Origin of the sequence: Sorangium sp. So ce327, assembly GCF_051530205.1 — a bacterium.
Taxonomy (GTDB): domain Bacteria; phylum Myxococcota_A; class Polyangia; order Polyangiales; family Polyangiaceae; genus Sorangium; species Sorangium cellulosum_B.
Genome location: NZ_CP150330.1, coordinates 1,778,655 through 1,793,336 on the forward strand (window position 1 = coordinate 1,778,655; position 14,682 = coordinate 1,793,336).

At 70.9% G+C, this 14,682-nt stretch carries 8 protein-coding genes; 5 read left to right on the forward strand and 3 right to left on the reverse strand.

All coding sequences use genetic code 11. From position 1 onward, the window contains the following. The first annotated feature begins 21 nt into the window (after positions 1-21). The 5 genes from WME95_RS06590 to WME95_RS06610 all read left to right on the forward strand — a co-directional run bounded on the left by WME95_RS06590 (position 22) and on the right by WME95_RS06610 (position 10,643). The gene (locus WME95_RS06590) at positions 22-3,612 is read left to right on the forward strand and encodes a DUF6079 family protein (RefSeq protein WP_437907568.1); all 3,591 of its coding nucleotides are present in this window, start codon (positions 22-24) and stop codon (positions 3,610-3,612) included. Next, complete coding sequence (gene pglZ, locus WME95_RS06595) at positions 3,609-6,203, forward strand: BREX-2 system phosphatase PglZ (protein ID WP_437907569.1); 2,595 nt, start codon at positions 3,609-3,611, stop codon at positions 6,201-6,203. Before WME95_RS06590 ends, pglZ begins: the two co-directional genes overlap by 4 nt. Beyond that, positions 6,203-7,573: a BREX system ATP-binding protein BrxD gene (gene brxD, locus WME95_RS06600; RefSeq protein ID WP_437907570.1), complete on the forward strand. Its 1,371-nt coding sequence runs from the start codon at positions 6,203-6,205 to the stop codon at positions 7,571-7,573. Before pglZ ends, brxD begins: the two co-directional genes overlap by 1 nt. Positions 7,574-7,575: 2 nt before the next feature. Next, complete coding sequence (locus tag WME95_RS06605) at positions 7,576-10,329, forward strand: DEAD/DEAH box helicase (protein ID WP_437907571.1); 2,754 nt, start codon at positions 7,576-7,578, stop codon at positions 10,327-10,329. A 101-nt stretch (positions 10,330-10,430) separates the two neighbouring features. Next, positions 10,431-10,643, forward strand: a complete 213-nt coding sequence (locus tag WME95_RS06610) for a hypothetical protein (protein WP_437907572.1) — start codon at positions 10,431-10,433, stop codon at positions 10,641-10,643. Between the two features lie 69 nt (positions 10,644-10,712). On the opposite strand, the gene WME95_RS06615 is transcribed toward WME95_RS06610, so the two are convergent. From WME95_RS06615 to WME95_RS06625, 3 genes are all read right to left on the reverse strand, one after another. Continuing rightward, positions 10,713-11,840 (reverse strand): hypothetical protein, encoded by a 1,128-nt coding sequence (locus WME95_RS06615; RefSeq protein WP_437907573.1) that lies wholly within the window; start codon positions 11,838-11,840, stop codon positions 10,713-10,715. Positions 11,841-11,989: 149 nt separating this feature from the next. Continuing rightward, the gene (locus tag WME95_RS06620) at positions 11,990-13,069 is read right to left on the reverse strand and encodes a hypothetical protein (protein WP_437907574.1); all 1,080 of its coding nucleotides are present in this window, start codon (positions 13,067-13,069) and stop codon (positions 11,990-11,992) included. Positions 13,070-13,152: 83 nt separating this feature from the next. After that, on the reverse strand, positions 13,153-14,598 hold the full coding sequence (locus WME95_RS06625; RefSeq protein WP_437907575.1) for a sigma factor-like helix-turn-helix DNA-binding protein: 1,446 nt from the start codon (positions 14,596-14,598) through the stop codon (positions 13,153-13,155). Positions 14,599-14,682: the final 84 nt, after the last annotated feature.

Genomic DNA, 14,682 nt, shown 5'->3' on the forward strand with positions numbered 1-14,682 from the left:
CAGCCACCAGGGACTCTTCACATGACCACCATCACCGAGGCCTTCGAGCTCCCGCGCCCCGAGGACATCCGGGCGATGGGGTTCGTCGTCAAGCTGCGCGAGCTCGACCCGAACTCCGACGAGGTGGCGCAGCTCGCGCGCGACTACGTCATCACGCCCGCCGTCGAGAAGGAGCTGCCCCGCATCCTCGACGACATGAAGCAGGTCTTCGATCGCGGCGAGGAATACGGCCGCTTCATCCACGGCAGCTTCGGCAGCGGCAAGTCGCACTTCATGACCATGCTCTCGCTGCTGGTCGAGGGCGCGGCGCCGGCGTGGAAGAAGTTCCGCCCGCTGCTGAGCGCGCACCGCGACGCGAAGCTGAGCAAGGGCGGCGAGGCCGCCGACCACGAAGCGTGGTTGACGGAGGCCGGGCTCCTCGTCGTGCGCATCCACATGCTCTCGGTGCGCGGCCGCAGCACCAGCTTCGACCGCGCCGTCTACGAGGGCTTCAACGCGGCGCTCAAGCGGCGCGGCAAGGCGCCCTTCGAGTTCCTCAACGTCGACTCCATCTTCGAGGAGGTCCGCCGCGAGGCCTCGGTCTACGGCGACGTCGTGTGGAAGCGCCTCGAGACCGACGGCATCGTCGGCGGGCGCGAGGACTTCGAGTCCCTCGCCGCGGGCTCGATCCAGGCCAGGGAGCGCTTCGCGCGCGCCTGGCTCAAGTACAAGGGGCGCGACGCCTCGGACGCCGGCGTCGACCCGCGCTGGAGCGAAGGGCTGAGGCGCATGGCCGAGCACGCAAAGGCCCAGGGCTTCGGCGGCATCGTGCTGATGATCGACGAGTTCCTCCTCTGGCTCGCCGAGAAGAGCGGCCAGGAGTTCGTCGCCGAGATCAACAACCTCAACGTCATCGTCGACCACAACACCGGCCAGCGCCCCGCGCCGGTCTTCGTGTTCGTCGCGCGACAGCGAAACCTCCAGGAGTTCTTCCCGGATCTCGTCGACGAGTCGAAGATCCACGAGCACCTCGACCACCACGCCAAGCGCTTCGAGATCACGAAGCTGCAGGACGTCGAGCTGCGCCACATCGTGCGCGGCCGCGTCCTGCGCCAGAAGGACGCGAAGGCGGTGCAGGCGGCCGTGAGCCAGCTGGCCGACAAGCACAGCAAGGTGCTGCCCGCGCTGCTCGTCGGCGGCGACCTCGACTACCTGCGCGACGTCTACCCGTTCCACCCGGCGCTCATCGAGATGCTGGTCGACGTCACGTCGCTCATGCAGCGCGAGCGCTCGGCGCTGCGCCTGCTCTACGAGCTGCTCGTCGTCCACTACCCGAAGCTGCCGCTCGGCGAGTTCCTGCCGGTGGGCTCGGCCTTCTCCGCCATCTTCCCCGAGTCGGGCGTCGAGGCGAGCAAGAAGGTGGAGCTGATGCAGGACATCCACCATCAGTATTACTCGCGCCTCGCGCCATCGATGGCGAAGATGGCTGAAGAAGGAGGCGCGGAGTTCAACGACGAGCGGCGCCGCGCGCTCGACCAGCTCGTGAAAACGGTGCTGCTCGCGGAGGTGTCGCCGCGCCTGAAGCAAGGCGGCCTCACCATCGAGCGGCTCGTGCAGCTCAACGCCGTCGACGTCGAGGGCGAGACGTTCCGTGGCCAGGTGCGCGTCGCCGAGACGGACTTGCTGGCGCTCTCGCAGCGGGTGCCGGACCTCCAGGTGGCGGGCCAGGGCAAGACGGCGCTCGTCCGGTACGTGCTCGGACGCGTGAGCCTCGGCGAGATCCTCGCGCGCGCGCGCTCGAAGGTCGACAACCCGGCCCAGCGCTTCAAGGTGTTCTGGGGCGCGCTCCGCGGCGCGCTCGGCGTCGCGGGCGCCAAGGGCTTCGAGGACGGTGGCCCGAACGAGGGCGACTGGGACCTCTCCTGGCGGCGCACGAGGCGCCGCGGCCGCCTCAAGCTCGGGAACGTGCGCGAGATGTCCTACGACGACTTCACGCCGCCGGACGGGGCGTTCAAGATCCTCGTCGACTACCCGTGGGACGAGCCCGGGCACACGGTCGATGAAGACCGCCTGCGCGCGACCAACGTGCGCAAGAAGCAGGCGCAGATGCACTCCGTGTGCTGGCTGCCGCGCCACATGGGCCCCAGCGAGCTCGGCGTGCTGACCGAGCTCGCGGCGGTCCGCTACCTGCTCTCCGACGCCGGGCAGGAAGACCTGCTCGAGACGCTCGGTCCGCAGGACAGGAGCAAGGTCCTCGACCAGGCCGGCATCCGGCAGAGGACGCTCGAAGGGCAGCTCGACGACCTGCTGAACGAGGTCTACGTCCGCCATGGCGAGTTCTTCGCGCTCATCTCCGACGTCGACTCGAGCCGCCCGCGCGAGACGCTCGCCGAGAACCTCGAGCACATCGCGACGCTGCTGATGGACCGTCGCTACCCGCAGCACCCGACGTTCCTCGCCGAGCCGAAGAAGCAGGACCTCGAAGCGCTGCTCGGCTGGATGGTCGACGCCAGCGAAGGCGGCGTGTCGGTCCCCTATGACGAGAAGGTCGGCAAGGTGCTGAAGACCCTGGGCCAGCCGCTCGAGCTGGTGAACCTCGGGCAGACCAAGGCCTCGCTGCGCCTCGACTCCCGGTACATCAAGGACGTGCTCCAGCGCGCGGACCAGGACTCTGTCGCATGGTGGTCCATCGCAGATCACCTGCGCGAGACCTACGGGTTCCAGCCGCTGCTCGTCGATCTCTTCCTCTGCTTCCTCTGCCAGCGCGATCACCGCGCCTTGCAGGAAGTCGATGGCGAGCCCGTCGACGTGCGCGTCGGCATGTCGCAGGCGACGCGCATCCGGCTCCAGCGCGGCAAGCTGGTGAGCACCGCGGACTGGCACCGCCTGCGCGACCTCGGCAACCAGCTCTTCGAGGAGCCGCGCCCCCCCGCGCACCGCTCCCTCCAGGGTCAGGACCGCTTCACGACGGCGCTGCGCGACAAGGGCACGGCCAGGCGCGCGGTGCTCGATGGACTGCGAGCGAGCCTCGTGCGTCTCGGCGTCGAGCAGAGCGATCGGTTCGCGGAGCTGGGGACAGCGCACGCGCGCCTCGAGCCGCTCGCGCAGAAGACCACCGACACCCACAAGGTGCTGACCGAGCTGCTCGCCGCGTGGCCCGACGACGCCCCCGACGCGCTGCGCACCCTCGTGCAGCAGGCCGAGCGCTTGCGCGACGCGCTCGCGGAGCTCAACGAGCACGCGCGCACGAACCTCAAGGCGGGCGTGAGCCACCCCGCCCTCGGCGCCGAGGTGAGCGGGCACCTGAGCGCGCTCGACGGCCGCCTCGCAGCGGCACAGGCCGAGAAGCCGCTGACGAAGGACTGGATCTCGACCTGGAACAAGAAGGCGCAGGCGCTGGTCACGCAGCTCATCGAGCATCAGCCGGTCCCGCCGCCTCCGCCCCCGCCGCCTCCGCCCCCCCCGCCGCCGCCTCCGCCGCGCTCGGTGCTCGTGAAGGAGCGCGTCGACCCGACCGACGCCGCCGCCATCTCGTCGTTCCTCGCCAGGGTCCGCAAGGCGCTGGTGGAGCAGGGGACGGAGCCAATCAGCATCGCGCTCGTGAGGCTCGTGAGGATGGAGGAGGACGAGTGAGCGCGGCCCAGCTCCTCCTTCGTCGTCTGCTCGAACGAGCCGGCGGCGCCGGCGAGACGGGCTATGTGCTCTTGATCGACGGCGAGGGGCTCGAGGACCTGCCGGCGCAGCTGCCGACGCCGAAGGCCGTTTATGGCGTGCATCGTGTCGCGTCCGAGCTTGGCCTTCGACACTTGCTCTGGAAGGCGAAGGGGGCGCCGCTGATCGCCGTGATGCCCGAGGACGTGGCGCGGCGAATCCAGGGCGCGCCCGATCTCCTCCGGCGCGCGATGGACCAGCGCGTCCACGCGCTCTCGGCCAACGACCTCCTCGAGGTGGTGCTCGGCGTGCGCGTGGTGGGCGCCGACGCCCCGCACATCCGGCAGCTCGCAATCGATAACGTCGACCGCCTCGGCCTGGCGATGAGCCACCGCACGCTGCCGACGGTCGTCGACCGGCGCCTGCTCACGGAGCTCCTCGTCGACGTGAGCGTGGGTGAGCAGGTGCGCACGCGGAGCCCGGCTCAGCTCCTCGCCGCGTGGGTGCAGGAGCCCCCGCGCTGGTCGGCGAACGTCAGCCAGCTCGTGCGCGACGCGATGCCGTCGCTCCACGGCGACGAAGGGCGGCTGCTGGCGTGGGCGCTCGCCGAGCCCGACGCGCGCCTGCGCGACCTCGTCGTGCACGGCGCGGTGCTCACGGTGGAAGCCGCCGAGCTGCCGAAGCCCGCCTGGGGCCCGCTGTGGAAGGCCGCCACCGAGCCGCCGATCGAGATGGACCGGCGCATCCTCCGGCGCACCGCCGCGCGGCTCGCGGAGGAGACGCTCTCGCTGCTGGGCGACGGCGGCGCCGATCTCCTCACGGCAGCCGACCGCGTCGGGCGCGGGAGCCTGACACCGCCGCTGCTTCAGACGAGCCGCGTCCTGCCGCTCGCGTTCTCCGACCGCTGCCACGCGCTCGCGCAGCAGGCCGCCTCCGGCAAGGCCATCAGCGCCGCCGACATCAGCTGGCTCTCCAGCCACCGGGCCGCCCGGATCAACCGCGCCGACCTCGCGGTGCTGGAGTCGATGGCGCGCATCTCGCGCTATCTCGACCAGCCTTTCAGCCCGAAGGCCGACGTGCTGGACCAGGTGCGCGGGTACCAGCGGGGCGGCGCCTTCGTGGACCTCGCCATGCTGCAGCTCCGCCGCGCGCTCGCGAGCAGCGTTCACCACCACGCCGAGGCGAACCAGCTGCTCGCGGCGTGCCGCGAGCGCCGCGACCGCGAGAACCGGCATTTCGCCGAGACGCTGGCCCGCGGCTACGAGGCCGCGCTTCACCGCGACGGGCTGACGCCGCTGCACCGCATCTGGAAGCGCACCGTCGCGCCGCTCTGGCAGGGCGAGCCCGGTGCGCGCCTGTTCCTCGTCGTGCTCGATGGCTGCAGTTATCCGGTGTTCCTCGAGCTGCTCTACGCGCTCGCGCAGGACAGCGCGTTCCCGATCGGCATCAAGCCCGACGCGGGCGGCCGCGTGCACGGGCTCCCGGCGCTCTCGCCGCTGCCGACCATCACGAGCCACGCGCGCGGCGCCATCTTCCTCGGCGAGCTGCCGAGCGACCCGCTCGTCGCCGAGACCGTGTTCCGCGACCAGGACGAAGCGAAGACCGACAAGGCGCGCTTCAACCAGAACGCCGCGCTCGGCAGCAGATCGCGAAGGCTCTTCCTGAAAGGCGACCTCGCCGACGGCGGGCAGGGCCTGTTCTCCGCCCTGAAGGACGAGAGTTGCTCGGTCGTGGGCGTCGTCTTCAACGCGGTGGACGACCAGATCGGCTCGTCGAACACGGGCGCGACGGTGAAGATCTCCCCCGAGGACATCACCGCGTTCAAGCCCGCTTTGAGCGTTGCCCTCGAGTCCAGGCGGCGCGTGCTCATCACGGCGGATCACGGCCATAGCCCGTACGTCGACAAGTCGCTTCGCGCGGGCAACGGCAAGACGCCGAGGTACACGGCGCTCGGCAAGCACGATGCCGCGCCCGAAGGCTTCATCGAGATCGACGTCGCCGGGCTCGGTGGTCCGCCCGAGCGGCGCGCGTTCGCGTGGCGCTCCGGCGCGTACCTCGGCGGCCCTCAGGTGGGCTTCCACGGCGGCTGCGGGCTCGAAGAGGTCGTCGTCCCGCTCGCGTGGATCGAGCGCGATGGCCTGCACGCCGACGAGCCCGCGTGGTGGTACGGACGCGGCACCCTCGCGGAGCTCAGCGTCCCGGCCGCGCCGGTGCAACCACCCATCGTCACGCCCCTGCCGTCCGATGAGGTGCCGGCGAAGCCGAAGGCGCAGCTATCGCTGTTCAACCCGGCCGACAGGGCGGGTTCGCTCCCGCTTCCAGCGGCGCTGATCGAGAAGCTCAGCGTCGACGAGAGGTCGATCCTGGTGCTCCTGCGCGAGAACGGCTCCGCGCGCGCCAGCGAGCTCGCCGAGCGCCTGAAGAAGAACCCCGTCCGCCTGAACGGGCTCATGCGCGCGCTGCGCCGGACCCTCCACGCCGAGGGCCACGTCCTCTTCAGCGACGAAGTCCTGCCCAGCGGTGAGACCATGTACCGCTACGAACCGAAGCCCAAGGACCAGGGAGCGCGCTGATGGTTGTTGTCCCGGAATCGCAGGCGATCGTGAACGCGCTCCGCAGCGGCCTCGTGCCCAACGCCGGCCTCGACCACTTCGCGACTGGGCTCGACGCGCTCGTCGACGCGGTCAACGAAGACCTGGACTTCGTCGCGGGCGGCAAGGGCCTCTCGAAGTGGATTCGCGGCGAGTACGGCACCGGGAAGACCTTTGCGGCCCGGTACCTATGCGCGAAGGCGCGCGAGCGGAAGTTCGCCACCTCCGAAGTGCAGATCTCCATCAACGACACGCCGCTCCATCACCTGGAGACGGTGTACCGCCGCCTCATCGAGAAGCTCGAGACCGCCGCCGACGGGCCCAACGCATTCCAGGCCATCGTCGAGGGCTGGCTCTACCAGGTCGGCGACGAGGTCGTGCGGCTGCGCGGCATCAACGAGGACGACCCTGGCTTCGCCGACGCGACGGAGCAGCGGCTCGAGGACAAGCTGGCCGACCTCTCGAAGCGCAACCCGGCCTTTGCGCAGGTGCTCCGGGCGTACCACCGCGCGACCCACGAGGGCGACTTCGCCACGGCGCAGGGCCTGCTCGCGTGGATCGCGGGCCAGCCGCACACCGAGCGCTCGGTGCTCAAGGCGGCGGGCACCAAGGGCAAGGTCGACGGCCAGGCGTCGCTGACGTTCCTCGCTGGACTGCTCCAGCTGCTGCGGCAGTCGGGCTATGCCGGGCTCGTCGTCGTCCTCGACGAGGTCGAGACGGTGCAGCGCATGAACGCGCAGACGCGCGAGAAATCCCTCAACGCGCTCCGGCAGCTGATGGACATGCTCGCGAACGAGGAGCTGCCCGGGCTTTACCTGGTCATCACCGGCACGCGCGACTTCTTCGAGGGCTACAAGGGGCTGAAGGGACTCGCGCCGCTGTACCAGCGCGTGCAGGTGAACTTCAGCGGCGAAGCGCGCTTCGACAACCTCAAAGCGACGCAAGTGCGGCTCATGCCGTTCACCGACGAGCGGCTGTTGACCGTGGGGTTGCGCATCCGCGATCTCTATCCCGCGAAGAACCCGGCACGCATCGCCGAGCGCGTGAGCGACGCGTTCCTCCGTGGACTCGTCGCGCAGGTCACGGCGGGCTTCGGCGGCAAGGTGGCCCTGGCGCCGCGGATGTTCCTCCGTGAGCTGATCGACGTGATGGACCGCGTGGACATCCACGAGGCCTACGACCCCAAGGACCACCACAAGCTCGAGCTCGACGACGCGAAGCTCACGGCCGAGGAGCTGGCGGCGAAGCACGGGCGCCCCGTCGAGGTGGCAACGGAGGACCGTGCCGAAGCGCCTGAACCCTCCGAGGGGGCGGAGCCGGCGGCTCCGAAGCGGAAACGGCTGGACGGATAGCGATGGCCGGCCTTCCGCGCCTTCATCCGCACCTGCAGCACGCGATCGTCCACGACCTCGGGTGGCGGTCGCTTCGCCCTGTCCAGGAGCTGACGATCGACGCGATCCTCGACGGCTGCAACGCGGTGGTGCTCGCCCCGACGGCGGGTGGGAAGACCGAGGCGTCCATCTTCCCGGTGCTCTCCCGCATCCTCACGGAGGACCTGAGGCCCGTCTCCGCGCTCTATGTGTGCCCGATCCGCGCGCTCCTCAACAACCAGGAGGAGCGGCTCCGGTCCTATGCGCGGATGGTGGGGCTCGATGTCTTCAAGTGGCACGGCGACGTCGCCGACTCGAAGAAGCAGAGGTTCCGGCAGTCGCCCGGGCACATCTTGATGACCACGCCCGAGTCGCTCGAGGTCATGATGATCTCCGAGCGCACGGACGCAAAGGCGCTCTTCGAGGGGCTCTCCGTGGTCATCGTCGATGAGGTCCACGCCTTCGCCGCCGACGATCGTGGAGCGCACCTCGCGAGCCTGCTTGAACGCCTCGTCGCGCTCACGGGACGCGACGTCCAGCGTGTTGGCCTTTCGGCGACGGTCGGCAATCCGCGCGTCATCGGCGAGTGGCTGCAGGGGTCGAGCAAGCGCCCGTTCCGCCTCGTCGACCCGCCGAAGGCGAAGGCCGCGCGTGACCTGCGCGTCGACCTCTGCGCCGACATCGGCGAGGCCGCGAGCGCCATCGGGCAGATCGCGCGCGGCAAGAAGAGCCTCGTCTTCGTCGAGAGCCGCTCGAAGGCCGAGAAGGTCGCGCATGCGCTCGCGGGTACGGGCGTCGATGTCTTCATCCACCACAGCTCCGTGAGCCGCGCCGACCGCACGCTCGCCGAGGAGCAGTTCGCCAGGGGCCGGAACACCGCCATCGTCTGCACCTCGACCATGGAGCTCGGCATCGACGTCGGAGACCTCGATCAGGTCATCCAGGTCGACGCGCCGGCTTCGGTCGCCTCGTTCCTCCAGCGCCTCGGCCGCACCGGGCGCCGGGCGGACACGCGTGCCAACTGCACATTCTTCTGCCTGAGCCCCGAGTCGCTGCTCCAGTCGGTGGCGCTCTTGCGCCTCGCCGAGGAGGGCTGGGTCGAGGACGTGCGGCCGGCCACCCACGCGATGCACGTGCTCGCGCACCAGGTGATGGCGCTCATCCTCCAGGAAGGCGGCATCTCCCGATACAAGCTGATGCCGTGGGTCGAGGCGGCCTATCCGTTCTCGTCGATCCGCCCCGAGCGCGTGCACGAGCTCGTCGACACGATGCTCGAGCGCGAGATCCTCTACGAGGCCGATGGACTCCTGTCGCTCGGAACACGCGGTGAGAAGCTCTACGGCCGGAAGAACTTCTTCGAGCTCTATGCCGTGTTCACCGCGCCGCCCGTCCTGCGCGTGCAACACGGCAAGGAGGACGTCGGCTACATCCAGGCGCTCTTCGTCACGATGCATGATCGGAACAAGGGGCCGCTCTGCTTCCGGCTTTCGGGGCGTGCGTGGGAGGTCGGGCAGGTCGACTTCGGCAAGGGCGTCCTCCACGTTCGACCCGCCGCGCACGGGCGCGTGCCGAGCTGGCTTGGGCTTCCAGGCGTTCTCTCGAACGCGCTCTGCCAGGCCATGATGGACGTGCTGCGCCACGAGCGTCACGAAGGCGCGTGGCTCAGCCGCGCTGCTGCCACAGAGCTGGCGTCGATGCGCGAGAGCTACGACGGCCTGCTTGAGGAAGGCACGGCGCCCCTCGAGGACCATCCCGATGGCGTGCAGTGGCACACGTTCGCCGGAGGCGCGGTGAACCGGCTCCTCGCGGCGGGTCTGGAGCAGAAGACTGGCAAGAAGTGGATCGCGGGGAATCTCTCGCTTCGCTGCAAGGACATTCCGTTCACGGCAGCGGGGGACGCGATTCGCTCCCTGGCCGACTTGAACTGGGAGCGCGTGGCGGCAGGTGCGGCCCGGGACATGGCGCGCGGGATGCTCAGCAAGTTCCAACCATGCCTCCCCGAGGAGGCCGAGGATCGGTTGCGCTCCGAGCGGCTCCTGGACCAGCCTGGCACCCTTCGCTTCCTCGCCGCCGTGAAGGTGAATGGATCGCGCCTCGCTGCTCGCCCGAGCGGCATGCGTCTCGCGGACATCGAAGCGACTGGCCCGCTGCCGCTCGAGCTCGCGGTGCGTATCGCGCCGGGCGCTGCCGCCGCGCTGAAGAACGATGTCCAGTGGGTGGACACCCCGGCGGCGCTGCGGTCGGTCAGCCAGGATCTGCGCGCCGCCGACATCGTAGGCCTCGACGTCGAGACCGCGCTCGACTTCAGCACGCTCTGCCTCGTGCAGATCGCGACGCGAAACAGGACCTTCCTCATTGACCCGCTGGCCGTCGGCGACCTGAAGCCGATTGTTGACATCCTCAGCGGCTCGGTCCCGGTGAAGGTGATCCACAACGCCCGCTTCGAGCGCCGTGTCCTGGCCAGAATCGGCATCGCGCTCGATGGGGTCTTCGACACACTGGAGGCATCCCGTCGTGCGCGCGGCGCCGATGCCGTCGGCGGCCACAGCCTCGCGGTGGTGTGCGAGCGCGAGCTAGGCATCGTCCTCGACAAGACCTCGCAGACCTCCAACTGGAGCCGCCGCCCGCTCGACGTCGACCAGTTGAAGTATGCCGCGCTCGACGCCGAGGTACTCCTCGCGCTGCACGAGCGATTCAACGAGCTGGGCGTCACGTCGGACGCCGAGGGGAAAGACTGATGGCGAGTTACAGAGGCCGACATCCTGCCCGTCCATCTGGACATGGGGCGGGGTCATCTGCCCACCCCTCCGCCTCGCCCGCCTCCCGGCTGCCGCACCTCATGGTGAAGCGCATCGGCGCCATCCGGAAGACCGCGGCCCACGTCTTCCGGCGCCACCCCGAGATCGCCCGCGAGGTGACGAGCGCCTACGAGCGGCGCCGGCGCGCGGCGGGACGGCGCGAGAAGGCTCGGAAGGCCGCCGAGGCCGGACCGGCCAACGGCAAGCCGGCGGCGGCGCCCCTGCCAGCGACCCTCGCGCCCGCGACCTCCTAGACATCGGCCGGCGCTCGGCCGCCGTCATCCCGGTCGGCGGCGGCTCCGGCGGGGGCGGCTCCGGCGAGCTCAGGCGATGCAGCAGAATGTGGACTGCTCGGCCGGCTGGATCTCCCCGACGGGCTCGCCGCCCTGCGGTGCGCACGCGCCCGACTCCACCTCCACGACCGCGGCCGACTTGCTCCCCAAGCCGAGGCCGGGCGGCGTCACCCCGCAGAACGGAACGCTGGAGTCGACGAGGGTCGATGCGACCAGGTCCGTGCATGCCGCGTCGCGGTACACGGATGCCATGATCGTGCACGAGGCGCCGGTCGGCTCGCCGCAGCTGCATGGAGTGCAGTCGCGGCCGTCGAGCACGTCTTTATAGAAGACATGCCTCTGGGCGTAGCCCTCCGGACACTCGGCTTCGCCCTCGTGGTAGACGCAGGTCAGGAACCCGGGCGGCGCTGCCGGCGCGCACGTCGTCGCGTCGGCGCACTCGGTGTGCGCCCCGGCGACGCAGGCCCTCGCGCGCGTCGCCCACCATAGCGCGTTCTGGGGGATGGGCTGCGGGGCTTCGATGCGCGGCGTACATGCGCCGGCCGTGATCGAGGGCGCTGCGATCGTCAGCGACTGCACGCAGGGCTCGCCGTTGCAGTCCTGATCGGCAGGGATCGCGCTCCCGGCGGTGCAGGCGCCGTCCCATGCGTCGGGCGCGGCGAACGGCGTCGTGACGGCGCCGGGCTCGTCGCCGGGGCACGAGGAGGACGATGCGGCCCACGAGGTGGGGAGCGAACACGAGACCTCGGCCGGGTCGCACGCGCAGGTCGGGCACGCCTTCGGCACCTGCTGGAGATCGGCGAAGCCCTCGTAGCCGATCGTCGGTGCGTCGGCGGGGCAGTCGGGGGTGGCCTCCGGCGGGCCGAACCAGAGCAGCGCCGGGCCGGACCAGCCGAGCGGGGCGGGGGAGACGCACTGGCCGGAGCACAGCGCGCTGTGCTCCTGACCGCCAGCGCCGCCCTGACCGCCAGCGCCGCCCTGACCGCCGCCGTCACCACCACCACCGCCGCCCTGACCGCCGTCGCCGCCGTATTTCTCGCACCACTCAGGATAGTGGACGCGCTCTTCGTCCGAACATGGGCCCTCAATGACGATGGGGGCTTGGGTGCAGCTCGCAGTCAACAGGACGCCTGCGAGGGCAAAGCTCGGAACGCGCATGCGTCGTACCCTATGGGAATGATGGCCCTGAGCGCAAGGCGGCTGTCGTACCGCGGGCCTGGCGCGCGCTGAGCATTCCCTCGGTCGTGAAACGCTGTTCATTTTTTGTCACCTTGGGGGACGGCGGAGATCTCTGCCGCCGGACCTTCTCATAGGTTCAGTTCGAGACCGAGCCCGAACGCCGCACCGAGCGCGGGAGCGCTCCAGATTGCGCGCTCTGATTTGGCGATGCCTCCACGACGGAGGAGTGACGCGTCGATCGTGCGCTGGACCGCCTCGGCAGTTCCGTACCCAGAGAGGCCCTCTGACAGCGGCCACCTGACGCCGGCTCGCAGGCCAATTCCGGCACGAAGATTCAGCAGCATTCTCGCGATCCTTGGAGCTTCGGGCACGACACGGAGCACGCCGAGCTCTCCGACCCCGCACGCGAAGAGAACCCGCCGGTGAAGGCACAGGGCAGCGTTCGCGGTGAGCGCCGATGTCGCCACACGCACGTCGTCCACGTTGGTCGACAGCGACGAGAGCCCGCGGGCTTCCAGCGCGACCGACCATGCCGGCCAGCGTCCCGTGACCGCCAACGTCGGTCCAACCGCAACGCCGGGCGTCAGCCCCAGCGCCATCGTGGCGCCGGCGCCAACGCTCCACCGGAAGCGCTCCGCCGCAGCTTGCCCCGCGCTGCTCGGGGGCGGTGCCCGCACGGATCGCAGCTCGCGCGCGGGCGGCGTCTTGCCCGGCCGGCGCGCAGGCGGCGCCTTGCTCGGCGGCGGCGCCGGCTGCCCCATGCACGGGCGCTCGGGTGAGCACGGCGCTTCCCCCGACGTCGCGGGCTCTCCCTGCGGGGCCGGCGCTGCCTGTAGCGGCGGGAGCTCGCCCGTATCGTCGAGCTGCACGGCGATCGACAGGGCCACCGTCGATACCAGCGACTTGCAGTCGCCGCGGGTCCTGTAGGCGTCGGTCCAGATCACCACGCCGCGGTGATCGCGCAGGTAGATCGACGCGATGAGCTCGCGCTGCCCTTGTTCTATCGACGCTGCCATCGTGAACGGAGCCTCCGCGTCGAAGGGGTCGAAGCCCATGCGCCGGGCGATCTCCGCGCGCAGGAACCGCTCGTCGGGGCAGCGCTCGGCGCCTGGGCCGCGCGTGAGCTCGATGCGCACGCGCGCCCGGCGCAGTCCGGAATCGGCCCGGACCGGCGCGGCCGCGACCTGCGCGGCAAGGGCCGCGACCATCGAAGCGAACGCTGCGCCCCATGCCCGCTTTCCCCGTCGCGGGGCGCGCGACGCGACGCGCGCGTGATGCGGCGGCTCTGCGCTCATCGCCGCACGTGCCCCGCCGTGCCGCCGGTCGTCGTCACCGGCAGCGCCTCCGCCCTCGACCGAAGCCGCTCGCGCAGCAACGTCAGCCGGCCCCGTGGAAACCGCTGGGTATGCGCATCGATGTGCTCCAGGGCGGCGGCACGCTCGCCGTGCAACAGCGCCTGCCTGGCCGCATCGAGCAGCGCGAGCTCCTCGTCCAGCCGATCCTGGCTTTGGTCTGGGAGCGCCGGGGCGTGCCTCGATCCAGCGGGCTTGCGCTGGCCTGGCCCATCGCTCGTCCCTGCCGCGGGCGCTCGGGCGCCCTGGGTGTCGTCAGGGCGCGTGGCGTCGTCAGAGCGCGGCGTTTCACCGAGAACGCCTCGGGGTCGCGGCTCCGGCGTCGGGGCCGGATGTGTGCTCCGCGCGACGAGGAGCGGTATCGCGGCCGGGCCGAGGTGGCGCGCCCAGTCGACCGGTGCTCGAGCGAGCCAGGCGGCCAGGAGCACGCCGCCGGCGACGCCTGCCGCACCCCACCCGAGCGCCGGGCGAAGGGCCCGGGGGGTCGCGCGCGCGAGGCCCGCGAGGCGTGTTCGCCACCGTGTCTCATCGACGCGCGCTCCGGCGCTCGGCGCGGCCGGGTCGCTCGCGGGCAGGATCGTCTCGCGGAGCGAACGCAAGGAGGTCGCCGAGAACAGCGGGAGCACGAGGACGCTGGACCGGAGCGCCCGTCTCTCTTCGGGGCGCAGCCGCTTCTCGGCGGCGCGGTAGTCCCGGCGCGCGAGGCGCAGCCGGCTCGCGGCGGTGTGCTCGTTGAGCGAAAGGGCGCGCGCGATCTCGCGCACCGGGACGTCGTACGCGTCGGCCAGGAGGAGGACGGCCCGGCGCTCCGGCGCGACCTCCGACAGGAGACGGATCGCGAGCGCGAGCCGCTCCTTCGCGGCGATGTGATGCTCGCTGCTCGCCGCGATGTCTGCCTCCTGGAAGCAGGCGGCGTCCGCGAGCCCTACCGGCACCTCGCGGCGCCGGTAGGCGCGCTCCAGGTGATGGCGGACCTGCCGCCAGGCGATCCCGAAGAGCCACGAAGCCTCCGCCCTCCAGTGCTCGCCGAGGCGCTCCGGTCGAGATGGATCGGGCATGCCCGCGGGCGTGCTGCGCGGGCGAGGAGGTGTGTCACCCGGTGCGCTGTCTGCGGTGACGGCGGCCTGCGCGGGCGCTGCGGCGAAGCCCAGGGTGTCTGGCGAGTCCAGCGGGGCCGCGGTGCGCGCGCTGCTGGAGCGCATCGGGTCGTACCGGGGGAAGCTGCGGTAGGCGCCCAGCAGGACGTCCTGGCACAGGTCGTCGAGGTCGTCCTCGGCGACGCCGAGGAACCGGAGCATACCAGGGAGGACGTGAACGGCGGTTGTGTGCATGGATGTCCAGGCGCCGTGCTGGACCGGGTCGGCCGGAGGACGAGAAGGGTTCATGCTCAGAATTACGGGGCGTTTCTCGCAGCCGTCACAGAATCGGTCCGGGCCGAAGCCCCCTCCGACCCGATGCGGCCCCCCTTC

Excerpts from the sequence above, each read along its gene's own strand:
- WME95_RS06605 (WP_437907571.1), top strand. The coding sequence starts at position 7,576 with ATGGCCGGCCTTCCGCGCCTTCATCCGCACCTGCAGCACGCGATCGTC.
- WME95_RS06620 (WP_437907574.1), bottom strand. The coding sequence starts at position 13,069 with ATGGTCGCGGCCCTTGCCGCGCAGGTCGCGGCCGCGCCGGTCCGGGCC.
- WME95_RS06590 (WP_437907568.1), top strand. The coding sequence starts at position 22 with ATGACCACCATCACCGAGGCCTTCGAGCTCCCGCGCCCCGAGGACATC.
- brxD (WP_437907570.1), top strand. The coding sequence starts at position 6,203 with ATGGTTGTTGTCCCGGAATCGCAGGCGATCGTGAACGCGCTCCGCAGC.
- WME95_RS06615 (WP_437907573.1), bottom strand. The coding sequence starts at position 11,840 with ATGCGCGTTCCGAGCTTTGCCCTCGCAGGCGTCCTGTTGACTGCGAGC.
- WME95_RS06625 (WP_437907575.1), bottom strand. The coding sequence starts at position 14,598 with ATGAACCCTTCTCGTCCTCCGGCCGACCCGGTCCAGCACGGCGCCTGG.
- WME95_RS06610 (WP_437907572.1), top strand. The coding sequence starts at position 10,431 with ATGGTGAAGCGCATCGGCGCCATCCGGAAGACCGCGGCCCACGTCTTC.